A 17,960-nucleotide genomic window follows, 5' to 3' on the forward strand; every position below is an offset into this window, starting at 1 on the left:
GCTTATTCGTTGCAGACGGGACAAGGAAGCCCGCGTCTTATTTCCGTCGGCGTAAGGTTAAACTGCCAGCCTGCATCATGACCGCATTTGCAAACAAAATGCCCGCCTTGCGCAGAATGCCAGCCCGGCATTAAGCCGGGCGCTTCCCCATGATCAATTGCGTGCATTCTTTTCACGCGGGGATTGCGAGGAACAGGACCGAATAAGTCCAATCGTGTCATTCTGGCAGCCCTGCCAATTTGCGAAGCTCTCGGCCCTTCGCTTCGGTTATCCCGAAGTTTGAGGGGAAGTCGTGAGCCTCGGTTCCATCGAGGACGTACAAAAGAGCCTCGCGCAATTCCTTAGACGATTGCCCGGCCATTTCGATTAGCTTTGTCGTTGGCTCGTGCGGCGGAAGATTTACGCCCTTCGCTTTTGCAAGCTCTGTGAGCGCTCGTCGGTAATCCTCAGGCGTAAGGCAGTCTTTAAGCGCCCTCATGAGATCGGAAGGAAATCCGCCGGGAAAGCTTGCGGCTCTGATCCAAAAACGAAAAAGGATGCCGTCGCGGCTATCATCATCGAAGTTCATGCGGCCCTCTCAATCTGATCAATGTTTCCGAGGATCGGACGGAACGTGTAAGCGGCAACCCACGGATTTTTATCCCATGCGCCGGGGCCATTAATGTCGTCCCATAAGTTCGCGTAAGCATCGACGGCCGAACGAGTGGTTGCACTGTCCCATTCAGCCTCCGGAACTCCGTAAAATCGACCGATCTTTGCTATGCCTTCTGCGTATGCGTCGGCCTCGCTGCATTCCTGCAATCTCTCCACCTTGACGCCCGTCACTTCGAGCGTGATCCGAGAGGCCCATCGCGGCATATGCATCGCTTGTCGGTTTTTCCCGAACTCTGGGATAACGTCGGCGTCGTATGTGATGGGGCAATTGATCGGCAGAACAGGCTTGCCATTGTGTGACTTTGCAGGCGAATACCCGTCATATTCACGCTCGGCCCTCCAAGCTTCCCGAACATAGAGGCGATCTCCAACCGAATAGCGAAAGCGTTTCCATCCGGTATCAGTGGAATAAGCGCCTAGGCCGTTGTTTAGCGGCTTTCTGCCGTTGAGCAGGTTAGGCTGCGGGTTGAGTGCCCGTCTCGTTTGCGTCTTGCCCTCGCCCGGCGTCGCGATCTCCCGGAGGAGAGCGCGAACCATAGGGCCGGAGAATAAAATTGGTTTGTCAGCCATTGTTACGCCTCCCTAAGAGGAATGTAGCTCCCGCCAATTTCGCGAGAGCATTAAAACGCGAGCGGCTTAAAGGCCGTTTTCCCGATAACGGCATTAGAAGCCTTGTAAGCTTTTGTTGCCATTCGGTTGCGCTTTCACGCCTCGGAGCGAGTTCACGCTTATAAACTGCGCCTTCGAATTCAACTTCGTAGACGTTACACATTGCTAGGCAATCTGCGCACGGCGCTTGATCCGTGCATGCAGGATCATCATCGCCGCAATAACTACAGAAGAATAAAACCTCTCGTTTAGCCATTGGATCGCTCCGCGTCATGCCCCGCCTTTATAAGCTGCAAGCCAAAATCAAGAGCGCCTTGAGCGGCGATCGTAAAGTCCACCTTCCCGCGAACTGTCTCGATCTCGACCGTTACGTCGCCTTTTGCGGCGGCCGTTCTAAGATAGACTTGCTTGTCCTCTTTTTGGGTTTCAGCCATTACTCAATCCCTCTCGCGGCGGGCCGGACGAGAAGATCGCCAGACCAGTAAAACTTTCCGTCGCCCTCGTGATGCGGACCGACGATCCCGGAGAGATCGAGAGACGGGTCATGAATTATTGCCCCGTTCCGAGCAATAACTACGTGGTTCGTATCGTTCGCGCTCCGGCCTATCAGCATGAAAGGCATATCGCCAAACCACCCGGCCGTTATCGAGAGGAAGCCGTCAAGGTCCATTCCGTCGGCTTTAAAGCACGTAGAAATGGTATGAATGCCCCGCAGATCGAGGAACTCTTTCATTGCCGCGTGGGCTTCCTTCGAGCTTACGCCCTTGTCAAAAACGTGCGGGACGTTCTCGACAGGGAGGCGTAAAATACAGGCGACACAGGTACGCCAGCAATCGCCCCACGTACCGGCGGCGGGATCGTGCTTGAATTTTTGTTTGTGGAATAGAATGTCCTGCAAATCACCCTCCTCTTAAAACGGGATTTCGTCGTCAATATCTCCGGAGAAACCTCCGCCGTATCCGCTGGATGACTGGTTGCGATCGGTGCCGGAGTTGCGACCGGACGATCTTGATCCTCGATCGTCGTCTCGGCTGCGCGATCCGCGATCGCCGCCGCCGTTGTCGTCCTTGTTACCGAGGAGATAGAGAGAGCCGCCGAACGCGCCGACGACGACTTTTGTCGCCTGTCGCTTTTGGCCGTCCTTCTCCCATTCCTCGTTATCAAGCTCGCCCTCGATACCGATAAGCGCCCCCTTGTTGACGTATGGACGGATGACGTTCTCGATCAGGGAGTTATTCAACACCTTGATTTTGTGCCATGTCGTTTTCGACTTGCGCTCGCCGGTGTTCTTGTCCCGCCATTCCTTTGACGTGGCGAGCGAGAACTCGGCTACTTGGTCGCCGCTGTTGAACCGTCTGACTTCGGGGTCTTGCCCTACGCGGCCAACGAGAATGGTTTTGTTAATGCCAGCCATGATTATTCTTTGCCTTCTAGTCGCGATGGACCTTGCGGGAGGGCCATAAAATGTGTCGGGGAATAGGCTTTGACTTCTTCGTCATGCCAAGAGGCGACGGCGTCGTCAGTCCAAGCGCCGACGGTTTCGCTCTCGTCCTTGTCATCGTTCCACGTTCTATGGTGTTCTTTGACCCACCAAGCTCGACGAGTTTCCCAATGCCCGGCTTCATCAAACCAGCCGATAAGACGCGGAGTTTCGTCCTTGACGGCGCTCTCGATCGGCAACCAGCCATCTTGACGAAGTTCTTCGGCCATAGCCTGAAAGCCGCAAGCCAGAACAAAAGCAAAGTCGAGTGCGGCAGAGCTTCCGCGATTATGGGCCTCGGTTATCGCGGAGTTCCAAACCGCATCAAATGCCGTAGCTAGGCTTTCATTTGTGAGAACGGTCATTGAACCACCGTCACTTTCTCGGCCGCGCGAGTGATCGCGGTGTAAAGCCAGCGCTCCGGCTCCGGGAAAATTCCGCCCTCGTCAAAGATCATGACGTTGTCCCACTGGCTGCCCTGCGCTTTGTGGCAGGTCAGAGCATAGGCATAATCGAAGGGCTGGAAGCGTCGCGCGGCCTTCCAATCAAGGTCGCGCTCTTGGCCGCGCGTCCAAGCGTGGTGAGTTACCACTTCGACAGGCTGTTTCGTCATGCCGCTATCAAGCGGCGAAACGTGCATCGTCGAAATGTCGCTTGACTGACGTAGGACTTTATCGACGTTCCATATCCCGCCATTTAGCAGGCCCATTTCGCGATTGTTCTTCAAGCAAACAACACGGTCGTTAACTTGGAAATTGCCTGTAATTCCTTTCAAATCTCGAATGCGTCGATTGTATCGGCGGCGAGTGTCGTTCTTCCCGACGAGGATTTGATCGGCATCAAGAACTTGAGATTGCTCCAACTGGTCGCGTCGAATGATCCGGCTATTGCCAAAAGAACCAAAATCCAGCGTTTCGCCGAGACGAACTTTCATAGACATGGCGATGATCGGATTATCGGCGGCTTGCCGGTGAACTTCCGTAAGCATGAAATCCGGATCGCCAGCGGTAAAGAAACCCTCGCCTTTGACCGGCGGTAGCTGCGCGGGATCGCCGAGAACAAGAACGCGTGTCCCAAACGATAGAAGATCGCGGCCAAGCTCCTCGCCAACCATAGAAACCTCGTCGACGATTACGAGATCAGCGACCGCCGCCTCGCTATCCGGATTTTTGACAAACCGTGGAATTGGGCTGTTCGGGTTCTCGATCTTATAAATCAAGCTGTGCAGCGTGCGAGCATCGTCACAGCCTTTAGACCGAAGAACGAGCGCTGCCTTGCCGGTGAATGCACCAAAACAAACGTGACGAATATCTTGAGCGAGACGGCGGGCGAGCGTCGTCTTGCCGGTGCCAGCGTAGCCCGCAAGATAGAATGTCTGTTTTCCGCTCGGGTCTTTTAGCCAGGCGGAAACGGCCTTAATGGCCGTGTCCTGTTGAGGAGAAAGGTTCATTCGATACCCGCCTCCTCGTGCATTTGCTCACCCGTCAAAATGGACGAAGTCGTTTCAAGTTTCCGGGCGATAAGCACAAGCTGCGAAGCGGTTGCGGACGTGCGACCGGCCTCGATACGCGTGATCGTGTTCTTTTTCGCGCCGATCACGACAGCGAGATCATCGGTGGAAATTTTGCGAAGGATGCGGAAGGCGCGAATACGGCTTCCGATCCGAATATCCAATTCGGCCATGTTCATTAGAGTTCTCCCCGATTTCTCAGGAAAGCGCGCGCGGTATGAACGAGGTCCGGTTTGTCGGTTATCGTTCGTACAATCCAATGAAGATACTTGCTCGGCACCTCTTTAAATGGCTTGCCCTTGTGTTCGCCGAACGGCATCGCCTTCAACATGCGCAGCGGCTTTTCGCCTTGTGTCCAATCGATCAGAGTGTCGACCTCGACGCCGTGACCGAGAATGAACTTCAACAAATGCGCAGTAACGTGACTGTCAGGACCGGCCCTATGCGTCATCTCCGCGATCTCACGATCGACCGGCAGATTATGCAGATAGCGCAAAAACTGGTTTTGATGCTTTTCAGCATCGGGCCAAAGATGAAGTGCAGCCTTAAACGTGCAAATCATCGGCTTGCCGCCGCCGGTAAAGAACTGGCTATCAAACTCAATGTTGTGGGCGGCGAAAGCATCCGCGTCTTTTGACAGGGTCCGGAAGGCAACTTCCGGAGCCGGAGCGCCAATAAGATCGACCTTTTGAATGTGGTGCGTCGACAAAGCGCCGATCGACATTTCTAGTTGAGGTGCGGCATCAAAAGGATTGACGAGCATCGAAGTCGTTTCGCCAACTTCGACGATATTTCCATCGACAATAACGTCAGTCCAACCGGCCTCAATTACGGCCGCGCCCGGCGGGAAGCCGGTCGTTTCAAAGTCAAATACTCGGATAAGCATCTTATTCCCTTTAAAGTGGTGGGTTAGGGATCAAGGGGAAGTCAGCGGCGGCTATTGCAGTAGCCACCGCGAGAGGGTCTATTTTTTAGGCGGAGCCGGGTAGCCGTTTGATGTTGGTGCCGGTTCTTCAAAGCTCGTCGGTGTGAGATAGGCCGCCCCGGCTTCATGCAGGAAAGCTTCGCGCGCATGATCCCGCTCATCATTGGCTTGCTTGAGAGCAAGTCGTACTATGGTCGCGAAGCCAGAACCGCTCATCGTATCGTTGATCATACGCTCGGCCTGCGAGGCGACTACTTGATCCGGATGCTCAACCTTAATCTTGAGCCTATGAGTGCCGCCTGTCTTCGAGAACTGGTTGAAAAGTTCCGCAATCGCTTCCTTTTCACGCCATTTCGTCATGAGGTTTTCGTAATGAGTGCGGTCGCTCATGAATTTCTTGCCCCCGCTTCGTCTTGGGCTGCGCTATCGAAGCCCTCAAGCCAAGCGTCACGCTCCTGCTCGCGCCCGCGAGCGTTAAACTCGCGAGGACAGGTTTCGCGGGGCATTCCGCTATGAAATGCGTCATGCCCCTTGTCCCGGGCAATTTCGAGATCATCGGTGGTCGGTGGGTTTAAAGCCGTTTCTTCATTTACTCTGGGTTGCTGTTGACCAGCTTCTTTTTTGTCAGATGCTGGCTTTGAGCCTTGCTCTGCCTGCGTGGTTTCAGGCTTGGCCTTTTCCTTTTTCTTGGAATTGTCCGAGCCGTCACCGTTGGCGAAGTCGGCCATTTTTTGGCCCGTCGATTTCTTCTCGCCTTCAACCTTTGACTGATTTCCGAACATTTCTTCGACGGTCGCCTCGCCACTTTTTAGAGCCGACCGCATGCCAGTGAGCGTTGGAATATGCTCAAGGGAAATATCATCCTCGCCCGCTATGCCGAGAGAGGCGAAAAGCTGTTCCGGCTTTACGCCAAATGCTGCAAATGCCTTGAAAATAGTTGTCCGGCGTTCGACGAGCGTTTTGACGTCGCCCTTTACGACCTTTTCCGCCTCGGCATACGCTTTGCGCCAAACGGCCTTTGGAACGCCGCCCAAAATTGCATTACGCTTTGCAATAGAGCATGCGGCGTTACCAGTGACGATAATCATATCGTCCTTGTATAAGTTCCCATATCTATCGCTAATACTCCGACGAACGCGGGCTGTGGTTGCAGTATTGGTTTCGAGATCGTGGAATATGCCTTCGGCCTCCACGAACCTCTCAACCCGATCAACATGCACCACGCGAGCGCCTACTCGGCAATTGCCCCACTGACCTGCAATAATTTCCGCGAGGCGGATACTTGGACCGACAATAGCCTTTCCACCGCGAGGCAACGCATAACTACATTCTTCGGCCGATTGCTCGTCGATCGTCACAAGAGAAAGAATGTTTTGAGTGACGCGGCTCACAAGACGCGGATAAGCGCGGGCCGTGGTAATCTGTTGATCAATTTCGGCTTTGGTCAAGCCAATCGCGAGGCTCATTTGCTCCGAAGACGTGGGAGCCGAGATAATCTCTCCCTCGGCCGTAATAATATCTTGTCCTGACATGGGACACTCCTTCTTGTGGTGGTTTGGGAGTTGGCCGGGCATTCGCTGCGACACGGTGATCCGCTGCTACTGACCCGGCCCCGGAACTCGGGCCGGATTAAAAGCTGCCGGTAAAATCAGGGGTCTTTTTCCGGCTGCGCGTTTTCGGAAGCTTTTCCGCTGGCTTTTCTTTTGCGTAATGCACGGCAGGGGTAGGAAGTTCGCCGAGTTTAAGAAGCTCACGCATGACAATGAGCGCGCCTTCGGCATCGTTCATAGCCTTGTGGGCGTCCTTCAACTCATGACCGAAATAGGCCAATGCTTCGCCGAGGTTCGGGAACTTGAAGCCGCCCCGATTTGCATATGTAATTTTGCAAAGTGCAGTCATTGGACGCATGACGCAAACGTTTAGAGTTTGCTCAAAAAGGTCCGGCTTCCCTGCCCGGCGGAGTTCCCCGCGCATTACCTTTAAGTCGTATTGAGCATTGAAGGCGACGACGACCAATCCCCGGCGAACTTCTTCGAGATACTGATCGAGTACGTCGTTTATGTCAGCGCCGTTTGCCTGCAAAAACTCGTCGGTCAATCCGTTAACCGCGCCAGCCGAACCCGGCCCTTGCGGCATCGACCAGCCATTAGGCCGGACATAAAGGTCTTGACGATCAAGCTCTTTTCCTTCCGCGTCAGCCCAAATCATAGCCAGATGCGCAAGGCGTGGCTGTCCCTCGGCATCAGCAGGAAGCTTGAAATTGAAAAGGCCCGTTGTTTCGGTATCGATTACTAAAAATTTCATTGTGATCTCTGTCCGGCCGAGCCGGTAAATGAGTGAACCGGCGATTAGCGGAAGGTGGCTTTGACGTCCTCGAAGACGTCAACGCCTTCGATTTTCGCGTTACCCTTGTGGATTGCCACCTTGGAACGGATCGCCTTCTCAATGTCTTCAACCCGGAAAAAGTCGCGGAGGCTGTTGAGATCGATCGCGGCTAAGTCGACTATGCGGAAAGCCCACTTTGTTTTTGCCGAAGCCGTAACGCCGTTATCCGTTCGCACTTTGGTCAACTCTGCCGCGCTCGCATCGGCTCGACGATCAGCATCCGCAGCCTGACTATTTAGATCGGCTGCCTCGTCTTTTTTTCTTTCAACAGTGCTATCGCGCTTCGCTGTTTCGGCCTCGCGCAGTTTCCGATCTTCCTCAGCGCGCAGCTTCGCAGCTTCATCGGCCGCGCGTCGACGCTCGGCCTCGGCTTTCGCTCGTTGATACTTCGTGGCCTCATTTTCAAAAACATCGACGATACGATCGAGACGATCAGTCAGGGGATGAAAGAATTGATCGACTTCTTTGCCACCTTTAACGAAAGGGTCTTTTTCAGTCTTTCTTGCCGCTTCGATGCGCTTCGACAAAGCCTTTGCATCGAGCACGATTTCGCCAAGTGGACCGAGATCGTCGTCGCTCTCAATCTTTCTCGGATGCGCATTTGCACGTTCCGCGATTGGATCGATCAAGCTGACCAATTCTTTATATTGATCCGCAAGAGCTTCTTTTATAGGGGGATTATTCCCGCCGATAACGGCGCGTTCATTCGTTTCAGCTACCATAGCGAATGGTGCCTCCTGTTCCGTGGTGGGTTCGGGTGTGCATCAGGACCGGCGGCTTAGGGTTGCAGCCTTACCGCCGGTCCGCCTTCACGCGTCTAACGAGGGGATACGTAAGACGCGGAACTCTTTAGGCGGGGCAAAGTACCCGGCCCGTTTCTGTGTCAACCAAGTGATCTTTTTACCGCCTGCTAGATGGGCGATCGAAGCACCTTGCAGCTTGTGCTTAATCTCCGCATCAATGGCAGTGACCTTGCCGTCAGCTTCTACGGCCTCGGCCTTAAGCCGCTTCCGTAAATCGATCAGGTCGTAAATCTGGTTGTCGCGAGTGAGGTCTATCTCCTCGCCTTTGTCCTGCGCATACATGCGTTCAATGAGATCAGCGTCGAGGCTGTAATCAGGAACAAGTTCCTCACCACTTTCAATCTGATCCCAAAAGGTGGCCGACTGCGCGCGAATACGCTCAACTGCCCCGTCCATTATTGGAATGTCGATAACCGGCATTTCGACCCCATGCCCCACAACAATAGGGGCTACGGCCGCCCATGCACTGCCCGTCAAATAAGCCTCAACGACGGCCTGCATTGCGATCCAAAATGGAGGCTCCGGCACGTCGCTGCCCGCTAACCACTTACGGCGATAGACACTCTGCTCAACTGATTTAATTTGAACAATGCCCTGCCCTCGCTTGGGATCGATCGCAATCACATCAGGAGTTGCGCCGAGGCGGACTTCACTATCACGCCAGTAATCGCCCGGGTTTGTGTTGTGCTTAATCTTCCATTTCGGTTTAAGGCTCTTAAGCAGCTTGACTGCTACAGGCTCTAACAGGTGGCCGCGAAGCATGGCCGGAGTTTCTTCCGGGTCCGCTTTTGCGCGGCCCGACTTATACGCCCACAATGCATAGGGCGTTACGAATTCATGAACCCCAAACAATGCCCCGACGACCGACGCTGTGACGTCCCGCGTTCTGCGAGCGTGCCATTCCGCACTTGTCTTAACGTTGATCCGCTCGATGATCATTTTGCCCCAACTGCCCCTGTTTCTTCCAACGCGGTCAACGACACTTCTGCCGCGAGCGCTTCGATTGCTGGTTTTCCAAAATTGGCTTTTGCCAGCACGTTACGCACGCCCTCTTGATTGGCAGGGTCTACGCCGCTTTCGATGACTGTTTCGATCATTTGGCGCTTGATGATGTTGACGAGTGAAAGTCGTGTTGCGCCGGTTGCCTGAATAATATTTGTCATGTTGATGCCCGCTTTCGTTAACCCTACGAAAGGAAGTCAGCTTCCCTTAATTAACGGTTTGCCATGACTGCGGGAGGGTGAGGATAACTTTCCTATTTTCTAAAATAGGCAACGCTAAGTCTATGTATTCCCTCAAGCGGTCTGGTTGCTCCGCCGAACTAAATTTCGGCGGCCGCATAGGCGCAAAAGCTAAACGTCGTAAACGGCTCGTTTAATTCGGCTGTAAGAAATTCCGGCGGTTGAGAGATATTTCATAATTGGCATGACGTTTCCTGAAAGTTGGTAACCATTCATTTACCGAGATAGAAATAATCTAACTTTTCAAATCTGACAATATCAAAAGTTTGATTTTATCTAACTTTATGTCAGTAGGATAATTTAATTTGGGAAACCAATTAGTTAGATTGTGAATTAATAAAATAATGGGACAGAGGGTATAAACCCTCTGTCCCTAATAATAATATATATAAATATACACGCACGCGCGAAGGGATCAGAAAACGACCACAGCTTGCAACACCAGCCCTAAAGCAACAACTTTGTCCGAGGCATACAAAGGCTCGATCGAACCTTCGTCAGGACTGGCGTCAAATCGCAACCCCGTCGCATCAAATGCTACTTTGCGGATAGTAATTTCTGCCTTGTCCTCAACCGCCAGCCTAGAAACCACCACGACGTCACCGGCGCTCAATTCCTTGCCTAGCGTCTTCAACGCGTCAATTTTGGCCGTAAGCACGAACGCCTCACTCGGAATACTCAAACCGACTGCATGCCCGCCGCGCACTTGGAAAACTTCTTGAATTTCGTCGGGATAGCGCGGATCAGGCTCAACCACAGCCGCAACGCCTTTTGGAATACCACTGCCCGGCGCGCGCAATGCGCCAGCCTCGGCAATTCCCGTAAGCTTCATTCCGTCGGGAATACCGCCACGCCTCGGAGTTCTTTGCTCAAGAGTTAGATATTCTGGATCGCAATCGAGCGCCAACGCTGCGGCGTCCAAGTGCTTCAAGTTGAAACGATCTTTTTTGAACTTTCCGTTTTCCTTCCGAAATAACTCGTAAAAGAAATTCCTAGTTAAACCACCACGTTTCGCGGCCTCAAAGGCGTTTATGCCAAGCGCATCTAAACGACCTTGAACCCGCTTTCTCAGAACATCACTCATGAACCCCTACTCCGCCACCGATCCGCAGATCGTAGAAAACTGCACTTTTCTTTCGCGTAATTAGACAAATAAAACTTTCTGATTAGAAATCAACTAATTTTTTCATACTGACATTTTCCACAAGCAAAACTATTGCAGTTAGATATTTTCTAACTTAACAATTGGTTGATGACATACCTCAACCTTTTCCGAACCAACATCAGGGCAACCATGGATGCATACCGGGCAGCGACCGGATGCACACAGACACGCCTTGACGAGATTGTCTCCGGCTATCGCACGTTTTCGCAGTCAATGGACCGCGCCGACATGAGAGCCGGGACTTACGACAAGATCATGTCGCGGTTCTCCGCGATTTGGCCAGATGACGCGGAATGGCCTGCGGGCATTGATCGCCCCGAGCCTGCCGTCCTTGATGAAAACACCCTCAAACTTGTCTCCGAAGCGGTGCGGCCGATGGCTAAATCGTTCGCAGGCATTCACCCCGAATGGCCCCCCGATAAGCCTTGGCCTTCGGACATTCCCAAGCCCTCCGCCGCAAATCAAACGGTATAATCCGGAGAAATCACATGGCAAAACGCGCAAAGAAAGCTGACGTCACTTCGTCGAAGTCGTCAATCACGGCCGAAGAACTCCGCCGCGTAGTCAGTAACTACATGACCGAAACCGCCGAAGCTTCCGAGCATAACGGTGCGGCCGGTTCAATCGTCAAGACTGCTCTTGACCGCCACGGCATCGACCGAAAGGCGTTCCGCTTTATTCTCGGCCTTGCAAAGGCGGAAACCACCAAGCGCCAAGCCACTATTCGCGGCGTGATCGAGCTTGCCGAAAAGATGGGATATTTCGAGGACGTCGATATGTTCGACGACATTATCTCGACCATGTCGAACATCGTCGAAGGCAAGCGCTCTTCCGAAGCAAGCGCACCCAAAAAACCAGCCCGAAGCGCTCCAACGCTCGCCACCGTGAACTAGCGAATGATTGTGCGCGCCCCTGCAACGGGCAGCGCACATCAAGGCCGGTGGCTCCGCAATTACCTCCCTGCGTAGCAGTCACCGGCCGCCAATAGCGGGCCGGGCATTGTTTGCCCGGCCCTTTGCATACCCGAACCCACCACAAGGAAAACATTATGCCGATACAGCGTCTTTCCATTACGACGGTCGTTCCCTCGCGCCGTGATCCCTACAAATACATATCCCTCACATTTGAAGTCGAAGCCGAAGACTTCGACGACGTCTTTGAGCAGCTTGCCGAAGACGGCTGCATTCGCGGCTATCGAATTGAAACCAAAACGCTGCCAGATAGCACCCGTGTAGCGACAGAACGTGTTCCCCATATCGTAGGACTTCAAGGGATCGCGATCCTCTGCCCGGTTCATTTCGACTATGTCTATTCGCAGGAGATTGCAGTCGATGAATAATCTCCCGCAAAGAATGATACTTTTTCTCGACGTCGCCACTAACACGGGCTGGTGTGCAGGAAGGCCAGGCGAAACGCCGGAGTATGGATCGAAGCGCCTCGCCCCCGAAGAAGCCCCGCCGGTAGCGATCGTCGCTCACTCTCAGTTGTTTATTCGAGACCTGATCGAGCGCTTTCGCCCAAATGTCATTATTGCGGAAACGCCAGTTTTTGCGGGCGCAATGGCAGGCAAGACCAACCATAAGACGACGCGCCTTTTGCAGTGTTTGCCGTGGGCTATGGCCGCTGCCGCTTACGAGGAAAAAATCTTCGACTATCGAGAGAAGGCGCAAGCTTCAATTCGTAAGTTCGTTCTCGGCCGTAAACCAACCACCGGCAAGGCGAAGATCGAAGTCATGAAAGCGGTGCAAGACCTCGGCTTCCAACCGCAGGACGACAACGCGTCCGATGCTATCGCGGGCTGGCTTTTCTCGTGCGCAGAGATCGCGCCGGGCATAAACCCGGCTCACTCGACGCCGCTTTTTTCCCAAAGACAGGCAACGACAACGGGGGATTTGTTTTAATGGAACCGAAACTCCGTATTCTTTCCCTCGGGGCTGGCGTTCAGTCCACAACACTCGCGCTGATGGCAGCACGAAAAGAACTCCCCCACCGTCCAGACTTTGCAATCTTCGCTGATACGGGCTGGGAGCCGGAAGAGGTATATAAGCACCTCAATTGGCTGGAGACGTTATTGCCTTTCCCCGTCCTTCGCGTTCGCCGTGAAGGAAAGGACCTCGGCGAGCATGCTATTGCTATAGCAAATAGTCCGGTAACCCGGACAGCGTCGCCGCCTTGGTTCACAGAAGGCCCGCGAGGCATGCTGCCTCGGCAATGCTCAAAAGAGTTCAAGGTCAGAGTTATTCAGAAAGAAGTGCGCCGGTTGCTCGGTCTCGCTCCGGGCGAGCGGGCAAATTTACCGCCACGGTCGGTCGAACAATGGATCGGTATATCTCTTGATGAAATGCAGAGGATGAAGCGTAGCGAGCTAGGCTATGTTGAGAATGTTTTCCCTCTCGTCGATCTTAGAATGAAGCGCCGCGATTGCTTAACTTGGATGCAAGAACGGCAATATCCAACCCCTCCAAAGTCTGCATGTATTTTTTGCCCTTATCACGGCGATAAGCAATGGCGCGACATGAGGGATGGTTCACCCGACGATTGGAAACGAGCGGTCCATTTCGACGCGTCCATTCGTTCGGGGTTTTACGGGATGGATGGTCAAGCTTACGTCCATCGGCAGCGAGTTCCACTCGATTTAGTCGACCTCGATACACCCGCAGATAAAGGCCAAGTCGAGTTTGGTTTTCTTCAAGAGTGCGAAGGAATATGCGGGGTATGAACCGAAAGCGCGCCGGTCTTTGGACCATGTTGCAGACGGCATCAAGCGAAGCTCATCGGATCAACGGCGTTCAGGACGCGCTTGTCAGAAACGGAATGCGTGACAAGCCCTGCCCTAACCAGATCGCGAAAGCGAACGTCTTTACGGACATAGCCGATCTCATATCGAGCATTATTCCCGTCAAAGAAGACGTCGCCAAAGTTCTCGCACCCGTCGCCCAAGCAAGAGCGAAATCCGGTCAAGCCGGGTTCGCCGACCAGCAATCAAATCATCAAGACGATAATTCAGAACAATAGGGGCGGCTTTCTATGGCTGACAATGGCGATAAGTTTTCAGGCTTTGCCGGAGAGGTAGCCCGCGAACTTCTTGGCGAGCCGAACAAGCACCTTTCATCATCGAGCGAACTTCGCTTCGGGAACAAGGGGTCGATCTCGATCGATCTAGCTAAAGGAACTTGGTTCGACCACGGCGAAAACATTGGCGGGGGTGTCCTCGCCTTTATTGAACGGCAGACGGGCCGCAAGGGGCGTGATGCGGTTGAATGGCTTCGGGAAAGAGGCTTCGACGTAGGAGAAAGCTCCTCGTCGAGCAACCGCGATTATGCGCCGGATAATGAGCCTTCACGTCGCAATGATGAAAACATGCGGCCCGTCAAATCTTGGGATTATGTCGACGAGAACGGAGCAATGCTTTTCCAAGTCGTCCGGCTTGAGAATGGCGAGATCGGGAATGATGGGAAGCCTGCTAAATCCTACAGGCAGCGCCAGCCAGACGCTTCTAAGGCCGGAGGCTGGAACTGGTCGACGAAAGGCGTTCGGCAAGTGCCTTACCGCTTGCCAGACCTTTTGAAAGCTCTCGAAAAGAAACACATGGTTTTCATCGTCGAGGGTGAGAAAGCCGCTGATAAGCTTCTCGACCTCGGCGTCCCTGCTACAACGAACGCTCGTGGTGCCGGTAAATGGCTGCCGGAATTGAGCGACTTTTTCAAAGGTGCGCGCGTTGTGGTGCTTGCGGACGATGATCCGCAAGCCCGGCATCAAAAAACAAAAGAACTCCTTTACCACGAAGACGGTCGGCCGAAGTTTGTAGGGCTGGATCACGCGAACAGTGTTGCCGCTTCTATGATCGGCAAGGCGTCCGACATTCGCGTCGTTCAATTAACGGACAGGAAGAACAAAGAAGACGTCGTCGACTGGCTGGATGAAGGCAATACGGTCGAGGCGCTTTATCAGATCGCATCAAAGGCAGCAAAATTCGTGCCTCCTGCGTTCCGGTCAAAGTTCAACGCCGTACCTTGGGACGCTTTTGATGCGCCAGCTCAAGAGCATGAATATTTGATCAAGGGCATTCTCACCCGAGCGGAAGTTTCTATCGCGTCCGGAGCATCCAAAAGCGGAAAGACGTTTCTAATCCTTGACGCGGCAATGGCTGTTGCACGCGGCGTCAGTTGGATGGGGCGCAAGGTTCGCAAGGGCGGTGTGATCTATCAGGCAGGGGAAGGACAAAAAGGGCTACGCAAGCGCATTAAGGCTTATCGTCAATGGAACGGGCTAGTTTCCTCGGACAATCTGCCTTTTGTTTTCATGCCTGCCCGGCTCAATCTCTATCAGAATGATGACCAGACAAACGAGTTTATCGAGGAAGCGAAGCATTGGGCTTCAACCTTCGACGTTCCTCTTGAATTGGTCGTCATCGACACTTGGGCGACTGCAACAGTTGGTGCGAATGAAAACGACGGGAAGGACGTCGGGTCCGTTTTGGAACGCGGTCGGCGCATATCCGAAGCGTTGAACTGCCATGTTCTCTTTGTCCACCATATGAACGCAGACGGTACGAAGGTTCGAGGTCATAGCTCGCTTATCGCCAATCTTGAGAATGCGCTCATTATCCGATTGGCCGAAGGGCTGCGCGACGAAGACGGCCGACAAATCCGCGAAGTGTTTTTGCAGAAGAACAAAGAAGGCGAAGACGGGATCACGTTCCGATTTGCTCTTTCACAAGTAACGATCGGTCGAGACGAGGAGGACGATCCTATTACTTCGTGCGTCGTGGTGACGCCACGCGGCGAAGGATCAGACGAAGCTCCCGAAAAGCGTCCAGCGATAACCGACAAAGAAAATGTTTTGCTGACCGCAATCGAGAACGCAATCAGCGACCACGGCGTCGAAGCTCCTCCGTCTATGAACCTTCCCCGCGACGTGCGGGTCGTCCATTGGCAAAAGGTAATCGACGCATTCGATAAGCTCGACTTTGAATATGCCGTTTCGGACGAGGACGACGAAGATGCGCGCAAACGTAAACTCGACGCCCGTAGGAAAGAACTCGGCCGACGAGGTGAAAGGCTTTTCGCTAAGAGGCTGATCGCGCGCGAAAATCCGAATGTTTGGCTGACGCCAAAAGCAAAGCGACGGTTCTCCCGGCCGGAAGAACATCGCGTTCGATCTCAGCCAGACCAGCCAACCGATGTGAATATGACCGTGATCGACGAGGCGTCGGCATTATGGGGGAATGATTGATGCATTATGATGATGTTTGGACCCCTAAGCTTGTGGGGGAAATTCTTGTCGATGCCGCCATGTGGTCAATAGCCAGCGCCGGGCCAACTGGCCCGGCCGATGATCGAAACGGCATTCTTGAGAAACTTGATCCCGAGAACGTTCCGCCGCCTCGCAAACGATCTTTGTCTCCTGCTCGCGTTTCGCTTCTCGAAAAGGCGATCCACTGGCCGACGATCTATCTCAAGGAAAACGACGGAGCGGCTCGCGTGCTGCAATTGTGGGTCCGCTGCAAATGCACTCGCTGCCGGTTTAGCCATGCGGTTGACGACAAGGGATGGAGCCGGGCAACTGCTTATCGAGCGAGAGACAGAGCGCTTTCCCTCATATCGCAGGGACTTGACCGAGATCGTATTGAGGTGCCGCGTCGATGACAAAGCCAAACCTCATTTTTATTCGTCGACCGAAGAAAGCAAACTGCCCCGTCCGCGTCTTTCAAAAGCGACCTTATGCCAAGGCCGCAGCCATAGGCATGCATCGAGCCGGGGTAAAGCAGCGGGACATTTGCCGGAGACTGGAAATCAGTCAGGAGCATCTAACTTCTTTTCTGACGCCTTTCTCATGGTTTCGCCTTTAAAAGATGAAGCCGATTAACCACGAAAGAAATGCGGTGCTGTTTTAGCACCGCATCTTTATTGACCACCCTCGGAGCATGTGAGCTATATCGGCTAACTCGGGGGGTGTGGAATGTCAGAAATTAACTGGTGGCTTGAAATCTTAAAGTTGTTTCCCGCGACTGCGGTCGGAGCAAGCGTTGTTTTTATAGCTTATCTTCAATGGAAGACAGCGCACACCAAAGTAATGGTTGATCTTTTTGACAAACGTCTCGCAGTGTATGAAAGCGTCCTCGAAGCCATAACGCTTTCGAATATTGATGAAGGGGCCGGAATAGAAACAAAAAATGCACTGTTACGCCTTTATCGTGCGCGTTCAGATGCAACCTTTCTATTTGGCGACGATCTCACGAAAATAATTCAAGAGATTATCGATTGTGTGAGTTCTCAAAGACTGAACGAGCGCCGCTTAAACAACCCCAATATTTCAGTAGAAGATCGCCATAGGTATGCAGAAGGCGCGGAGCAAGCGGGAAACTTAAAGGGGCGTCTAGGTCGGCAGTTTCAAGAAGCGTCAATCCCTTATTTGCGGATTGATTTAAAGCAGGGCAAGATTTCATTCCCGCTCAAGCGTGCATTCGTAGCGATCATTCTATTTATTTGCATTTTGCTAATTTTATAATTGCACATTAATTAGCTATATGCTAATTTCTAGTCATGAAACAGATCAGCTACTCCCGCGAAGCAACAAAGACCTTGATTAAGATGCCTGCCAACACGGCGAAGCTGATCCGGTCGAAAATCGAGCAATATGCCGTTGAACCGGCAAGCCTCTCAAACAATGTTAAATCGTTAAAGGGCGGCGAAGGATTGCTCCGCCTGCGGGTTGGCGACTGGCGTGTTATCTTCACCGAAGACGGCCAAATCCTAGAGATCATAAAGATTGCGCCGCGTGGCGGCGCATACGAATAAGGAGAACGGAAATGAACGTTCAAATCATAACGACGCCACAGGGGGAGGAAATGGCAGTTCTCCCCAAGGCCGATTACGACAAGTTAATTGAAGCCTTTGAAGATCGCGAAGACGTTGAAGCTAGTCGCAAATTCCGGGCAAAACTCTCCGCTGGCGAAGAAGAATTGATCCCAGCCGAGTACGTTAACCGCATGATCGACGGCGAGAACAAAATAAAGGTATGGCGTGACTTTCGCGGCATGAGCGCCAAGGCGCTCGCCGATGCTGCCGGGATCAGCGCACCCTATCTTTCGCAGATTGAAAGCGGCGCGCGTGAAGGTTCGCTCGATGCGATGAAAAAGATCGCGGAAGCACTAAAGCTTACGATTGATGATTTGGTTTGATCGGG

The 17,960-nt window shown here is 53.1% G+C and carries 27 protein-coding genes; 11 read left to right on the forward strand and 16 right to left on the reverse strand.

The window, feature by feature from the left end; genetic code table 11:
* Nucleotides 1-217 precede the first annotated feature (217 nt).
* The 16 genes from J2782_RS04765 to J2782_RS04840 all read right to left on the reverse strand — a co-directional run bounded on the left by J2782_RS04765 (nucleotide 218) and on the right by J2782_RS04840 (nucleotide 10,691).
* Entirely contained in the window at nucleotides 218-568 is a 351-nt protein-coding gene (locus tag J2782_RS04765; RefSeq protein WP_310010441.1) for a hypothetical protein, read from the reverse strand.
* Nucleotides 565-1,224: a hypothetical protein gene (locus J2782_RS04770; RefSeq protein WP_310010442.1), complete on the reverse strand. Its 660-nt coding sequence runs from the start codon at nucleotides 1,222-1,224 to the stop codon at nucleotides 565-567. The genes J2782_RS04765 and J2782_RS04770 overlap by 4 nt, the downstream gene beginning before the upstream one ends.
* Before the next feature lie 287 nt (nucleotides 1,225-1,511).
* On the reverse strand, nucleotides 1,512-1,697 hold the full coding sequence (locus J2782_RS04775; RefSeq protein ID WP_310010443.1) for a hypothetical protein: 186 nt from the start codon (nucleotides 1,695-1,697) through the stop codon (nucleotides 1,512-1,514).
* Nucleotides 1,697-2,161, reverse strand: coding sequence for a hypothetical protein (locus J2782_RS04780; RefSeq protein ID WP_310010444.1), 465 nt, complete (start codon nucleotides 2,159-2,161; stop codon nucleotides 1,697-1,699). Before J2782_RS04780 ends, J2782_RS04775 begins: the two co-directional genes overlap by 1 nt.
* 12 nt (nucleotides 2,162-2,173) lie before the next feature.
* Nucleotides 2,174-2,677, reverse strand: a complete 504-nt coding sequence (ssb, locus tag J2782_RS04785; RefSeq protein WP_310010445.1) for a single-stranded DNA-binding protein — start codon at nucleotides 2,675-2,677, stop codon at nucleotides 2,174-2,176.
* A 2-nt stretch (nucleotides 2,678-2,679) separates the two neighbouring features.
* Nucleotides 2,680-3,108, reverse strand: coding sequence for a hypothetical protein (locus J2782_RS04790; protein WP_310010446.1), 429 nt, complete (start codon nucleotides 3,106-3,108; stop codon nucleotides 2,680-2,682).
* Entirely contained in the window at nucleotides 3,105-4,193 is a 1,089-nt protein-coding gene (locus J2782_RS04795; protein WP_310010447.1) for an ATP-dependent DNA helicase, read from the reverse strand. The genes J2782_RS04790 and J2782_RS04795 overlap by 4 nt, the downstream gene beginning before the upstream one ends.
* Entirely contained in the window at nucleotides 4,190-4,432 is a 243-nt protein-coding gene (locus J2782_RS04800; protein WP_310010449.1) for a helix-turn-helix domain-containing protein, read from the reverse strand. The genes J2782_RS04795 and J2782_RS04800 overlap by 4 nt, the downstream gene beginning before the upstream one ends.
* Nucleotides 4,432-5,139, reverse strand: coding sequence for a putative quorum-sensing-regulated virulence factor (locus J2782_RS04805; protein WP_310010451.1), 708 nt, complete (start codon nucleotides 5,137-5,139; stop codon nucleotides 4,432-4,434). The genes J2782_RS04800 and J2782_RS04805 overlap by 1 nt, the downstream gene beginning before the upstream one ends.
* Nucleotides 5,140-5,217: 78 nt before the next feature.
* Complete coding sequence (locus tag J2782_RS04810; RefSeq protein ID WP_310010452.1) at nucleotides 5,218-5,568, reverse strand: hypothetical protein; 351 nt, start codon at nucleotides 5,566-5,568, stop codon at nucleotides 5,218-5,220.
* Nucleotides 5,565-6,710: a hypothetical protein gene (locus J2782_RS04815; protein WP_310010453.1), complete on the reverse strand. Its 1,146-nt coding sequence runs from the start codon at nucleotides 6,708-6,710 to the stop codon at nucleotides 5,565-5,567. Before J2782_RS04815 ends, J2782_RS04810 begins: the two co-directional genes overlap by 4 nt.
* Before the next feature lie 97 nt (nucleotides 6,711-6,807).
* The gene (locus tag J2782_RS04820) at nucleotides 6,808-7,482 is read right to left on the reverse strand and encodes a 3'-5' exonuclease (protein WP_310010454.1); all 675 of its coding nucleotides are present in this window, start codon (nucleotides 7,480-7,482) and stop codon (nucleotides 6,808-6,810) included.
* 44 nt (nucleotides 7,483-7,526) lie between these two features.
* Nucleotides 7,527-8,285 carry a hypothetical protein gene (locus J2782_RS04825; protein WP_310010455.1) on the reverse strand — a complete coding sequence of 253 codons (759 nt, stop codon included), beginning with the start codon at nucleotides 8,283-8,285 and terminating at the stop codon, nucleotides 7,527-7,529.
* A gap of 87 nt (nucleotides 8,286-8,372) precedes the next feature.
* Entirely contained in the window at nucleotides 8,373-9,305 is a 933-nt protein-coding gene (locus J2782_RS04830) for a YqaJ viral recombinase family nuclease (RefSeq protein ID WP_310010456.1), read from the reverse strand.
* Entirely contained in the window at nucleotides 9,302-9,529 is a 228-nt protein-coding gene (locus J2782_RS04835) for a hypothetical protein (protein ID WP_310010457.1), read from the reverse strand. The genes J2782_RS04830 and J2782_RS04835 overlap by 4 nt, the downstream gene beginning before the upstream one ends.
* 493 nt (nucleotides 9,530-10,022) lie before the next feature.
* The gene (locus J2782_RS04840) at nucleotides 10,023-10,691 is read right to left on the reverse strand and encodes a helix-turn-helix domain-containing protein (RefSeq protein ID WP_310010458.1); all 669 of its coding nucleotides are present in this window, start codon (nucleotides 10,689-10,691) and stop codon (nucleotides 10,023-10,025) included.
* Nucleotides 10,692-10,859: 168 nt separating this feature from the next.
* Between J2782_RS04840 and J2782_RS04845 the strand changes: the two genes are divergently transcribed.
* From J2782_RS04845 to J2782_RS04895, 11 genes are all read left to right on the forward strand, one after another.
* Nucleotides 10,860-11,246, forward strand: coding sequence for a hypothetical protein (locus J2782_RS04845; protein ID WP_310010459.1), 387 nt, complete (start codon nucleotides 10,860-10,862; stop codon nucleotides 11,244-11,246).
* 14 nt (nucleotides 11,247-11,260) lie between these two features.
* Nucleotides 11,261-11,665, forward strand: a complete 405-nt coding sequence (locus tag J2782_RS04850; RefSeq protein ID WP_310010460.1) for a hypothetical protein — start codon at nucleotides 11,261-11,263, stop codon at nucleotides 11,663-11,665.
* Between the two features lie 155 nt (nucleotides 11,666-11,820).
* Complete coding sequence (locus tag J2782_RS04855; protein ID WP_310010461.1) at nucleotides 11,821-12,111, forward strand: hypothetical protein; 291 nt, start codon at nucleotides 11,821-11,823, stop codon at nucleotides 12,109-12,111.
* A complete protein-coding gene (locus J2782_RS04860; protein ID WP_310010462.1) occupies nucleotides 12,104-12,673 on the forward strand; it encodes a hypothetical protein in 570 nt (189 codons plus the stop codon). Before J2782_RS04855 ends, J2782_RS04860 begins: the two co-directional genes overlap by 8 nt.
* Entirely contained in the window at nucleotides 12,673-13,491 is an 819-nt protein-coding gene (locus J2782_RS04865; RefSeq protein ID WP_310010463.1) for an adenine nucleotide alpha hydrolase family protein, read from the forward strand. The genes J2782_RS04860 and J2782_RS04865 overlap by 1 nt, the downstream gene beginning before the upstream one ends.
* The gene (locus J2782_RS04870; RefSeq protein WP_310010464.1) at nucleotides 13,488-13,787 is read left to right on the forward strand and encodes a hypothetical protein; all 300 of its coding nucleotides are present in this window, start codon (nucleotides 13,488-13,490) and stop codon (nucleotides 13,785-13,787) included. The genes J2782_RS04865 and J2782_RS04870 overlap by 4 nt, the downstream gene beginning before the upstream one ends.
* 12 nt (nucleotides 13,788-13,799) lie before the next feature.
* A complete protein-coding gene (locus tag J2782_RS04875) occupies nucleotides 13,800-16,007 on the forward strand; it encodes an AAA family ATPase (RefSeq protein WP_310010465.1) in 2,208 nt (735 codons plus the stop codon).
* Nucleotides 16,007-16,420, forward strand: a complete 414-nt coding sequence (locus J2782_RS04880; protein WP_310010466.1) for a hypothetical protein — start codon at nucleotides 16,007-16,009, stop codon at nucleotides 16,418-16,420. Before J2782_RS04875 ends, J2782_RS04880 begins: the two co-directional genes overlap by 1 nt.
* Before the next feature lie 313 nt (nucleotides 16,421-16,733).
* Nucleotides 16,734-17,282 carry a hypothetical protein gene (locus tag J2782_RS04885; protein ID WP_310010467.1) on the forward strand — a complete coding sequence of 183 codons (549 nt, stop codon included), beginning with the start codon at nucleotides 16,734-16,736 and terminating at the stop codon, nucleotides 17,280-17,282.
* 35 nt (nucleotides 17,283-17,317) lie between these two features.
* Complete coding sequence (locus tag J2782_RS04890; RefSeq protein ID WP_310010468.1) at nucleotides 17,318-17,572, forward strand: type II toxin-antitoxin system RelE family toxin; 255 nt, start codon at nucleotides 17,318-17,320, stop codon at nucleotides 17,570-17,572.
* An 11-nt stretch (nucleotides 17,573-17,583) separates the two neighbouring features.
* Complete coding sequence (locus J2782_RS04895) at nucleotides 17,584-17,955, forward strand: helix-turn-helix domain-containing protein (protein WP_310010469.1); 372 nt, start codon at nucleotides 17,584-17,586, stop codon at nucleotides 17,953-17,955.
* Nucleotides 17,956-17,960 lie beyond the last annotated feature (5 nt).

This window comes from Brucella pseudogrignonensis, from assembly GCF_031454375.1.
GTDB classification, from domain to species: domain Bacteria; phylum Pseudomonadota; class Alphaproteobacteria; order Rhizobiales; family Rhizobiaceae; genus Brucella; species Brucella pseudogrignonensis_A.

Excerpts from the sequence above, each read along its gene's own strand:
- J2782_RS04865 (WP_310010463.1), top strand. The coding sequence starts at position 12,673 with ATGGAACCGAAACTCCGTATTCTTTCCCTCGGGGCTGGCGTTCAGTCC.
- J2782_RS04880 (WP_310010466.1), top strand. The coding sequence starts at position 16,007 with ATGCATTATGATGATGTTTGGACCCCTAAGCTTGTGGGGGAAATTCTT.
- J2782_RS04875 (WP_310010465.1), top strand. The coding sequence starts at position 13,800 with ATGGCTGACAATGGCGATAAGTTTTCAGGCTTTGCCGGAGAGGTAGCC.
- J2782_RS04765 (WP_310010441.1), bottom strand. The coding sequence starts at position 568 with ATGAACTTCGATGATGATAGCCGCGACGGCATCCTTTTTCGTTTTTGG.
- J2782_RS04885 (WP_310010467.1), top strand. The coding sequence starts at position 16,734 with ATGTCAGAAATTAACTGGTGGCTTGAAATCTTAAAGTTGTTTCCCGCG.
- J2782_RS04805 (WP_310010451.1), bottom strand. The coding sequence starts at position 5,139 with ATGCTTATCCGAGTATTTGACTTTGAAACGACCGGCTTCCCGCCGGGC.
- J2782_RS04770 (WP_310010442.1), bottom strand. The coding sequence starts at position 1,224 with ATGGCTGACAAACCAATTTTATTCTCCGGCCCTATGGTTCGCGCTCTC.
- J2782_RS04820 (WP_310010454.1), bottom strand. The coding sequence starts at position 7,482 with ATGAAATTTTTAGTAATCGATACCGAAACAACGGGCCTTTTCAATTTC.
- ssb (WP_310010445.1), bottom strand. The coding sequence starts at position 2,677 with ATGGCTGGCATTAACAAAACCATTCTCGTTGGCCGCGTAGGGCAAGAC.
- J2782_RS04815 (WP_310010453.1), bottom strand. The coding sequence starts at position 6,710 with ATGTCAGGACAAGATATTATTACGGCCGAGGGAGAGATTATCTCGGCT.
- J2782_RS04870 (WP_310010464.1), top strand. The coding sequence starts at position 13,488 with ATGAACCGAAAGCGCGCCGGTCTTTGGACCATGTTGCAGACGGCATCA.
- J2782_RS04840 (WP_310010458.1), bottom strand. The coding sequence starts at position 10,691 with ATGAGTGATGTTCTGAGAAAGCGGGTTCAAGGTCGTTTAGATGCGCTT.
- J2782_RS04775 (WP_310010443.1), bottom strand. The coding sequence starts at position 1,697 with ATGGCTGAAACCCAAAAAGAGGACAAGCAAGTCTATCTTAGAACGGCC.
- J2782_RS04895 (WP_310010469.1), top strand. The coding sequence starts at position 17,584 with ATGAACGTTCAAATCATAACGACGCCACAGGGGGAGGAAATGGCAGTT.
- J2782_RS04855 (WP_310010461.1), top strand. The coding sequence starts at position 11,821 with ATGCCGATACAGCGTCTTTCCATTACGACGGTCGTTCCCTCGCGCCGT.
- J2782_RS04790 (WP_310010446.1), bottom strand. The coding sequence starts at position 3,108 with ATGACCGTTCTCACAAATGAAAGCCTAGCTACGGCATTTGATGCGGTT.
- J2782_RS04850 (WP_310010460.1), top strand. The coding sequence starts at position 11,261 with ATGGCAAAACGCGCAAAGAAAGCTGACGTCACTTCGTCGAAGTCGTCA.
- J2782_RS04890 (WP_310010468.1), top strand. The coding sequence starts at position 17,318 with ATGAAACAGATCAGCTACTCCCGCGAAGCAACAAAGACCTTGATTAAG.
- J2782_RS04825 (WP_310010455.1), bottom strand. The coding sequence starts at position 8,285 with ATGGTAGCTGAAACGAATGAACGCGCCGTTATCGGCGGGAATAATCCC.
- J2782_RS04845 (WP_310010459.1), top strand. The coding sequence starts at position 10,860 with ATGACATACCTCAACCTTTTCCGAACCAACATCAGGGCAACCATGGAT.
- J2782_RS04810 (WP_310010452.1), bottom strand. The coding sequence starts at position 5,568 with ATGAGCGACCGCACTCATTACGAAAACCTCATGACGAAATGGCGTGAA.
- J2782_RS04860 (WP_310010462.1), top strand. The coding sequence starts at position 12,104 with ATGAATAATCTCCCGCAAAGAATGATACTTTTTCTCGACGTCGCCACT.
- J2782_RS04800 (WP_310010449.1), bottom strand. The coding sequence starts at position 4,432 with ATGAACATGGCCGAATTGGATATTCGGATCGGAAGCCGTATTCGCGCC.
- J2782_RS04835 (WP_310010457.1), bottom strand. The coding sequence starts at position 9,529 with ATGACAAATATTATTCAGGCAACCGGCGCAACACGACTTTCACTCGTC.
- J2782_RS04795 (WP_310010447.1), bottom strand. The coding sequence starts at position 4,193 with ATGAACCTTTCTCCTCAACAGGACACGGCCATTAAGGCCGTTTCCGCC.
- J2782_RS04830 (WP_310010456.1), bottom strand. The coding sequence starts at position 9,305 with ATGATCATCGAGCGGATCAACGTTAAGACAAGTGCGGAATGGCACGCT.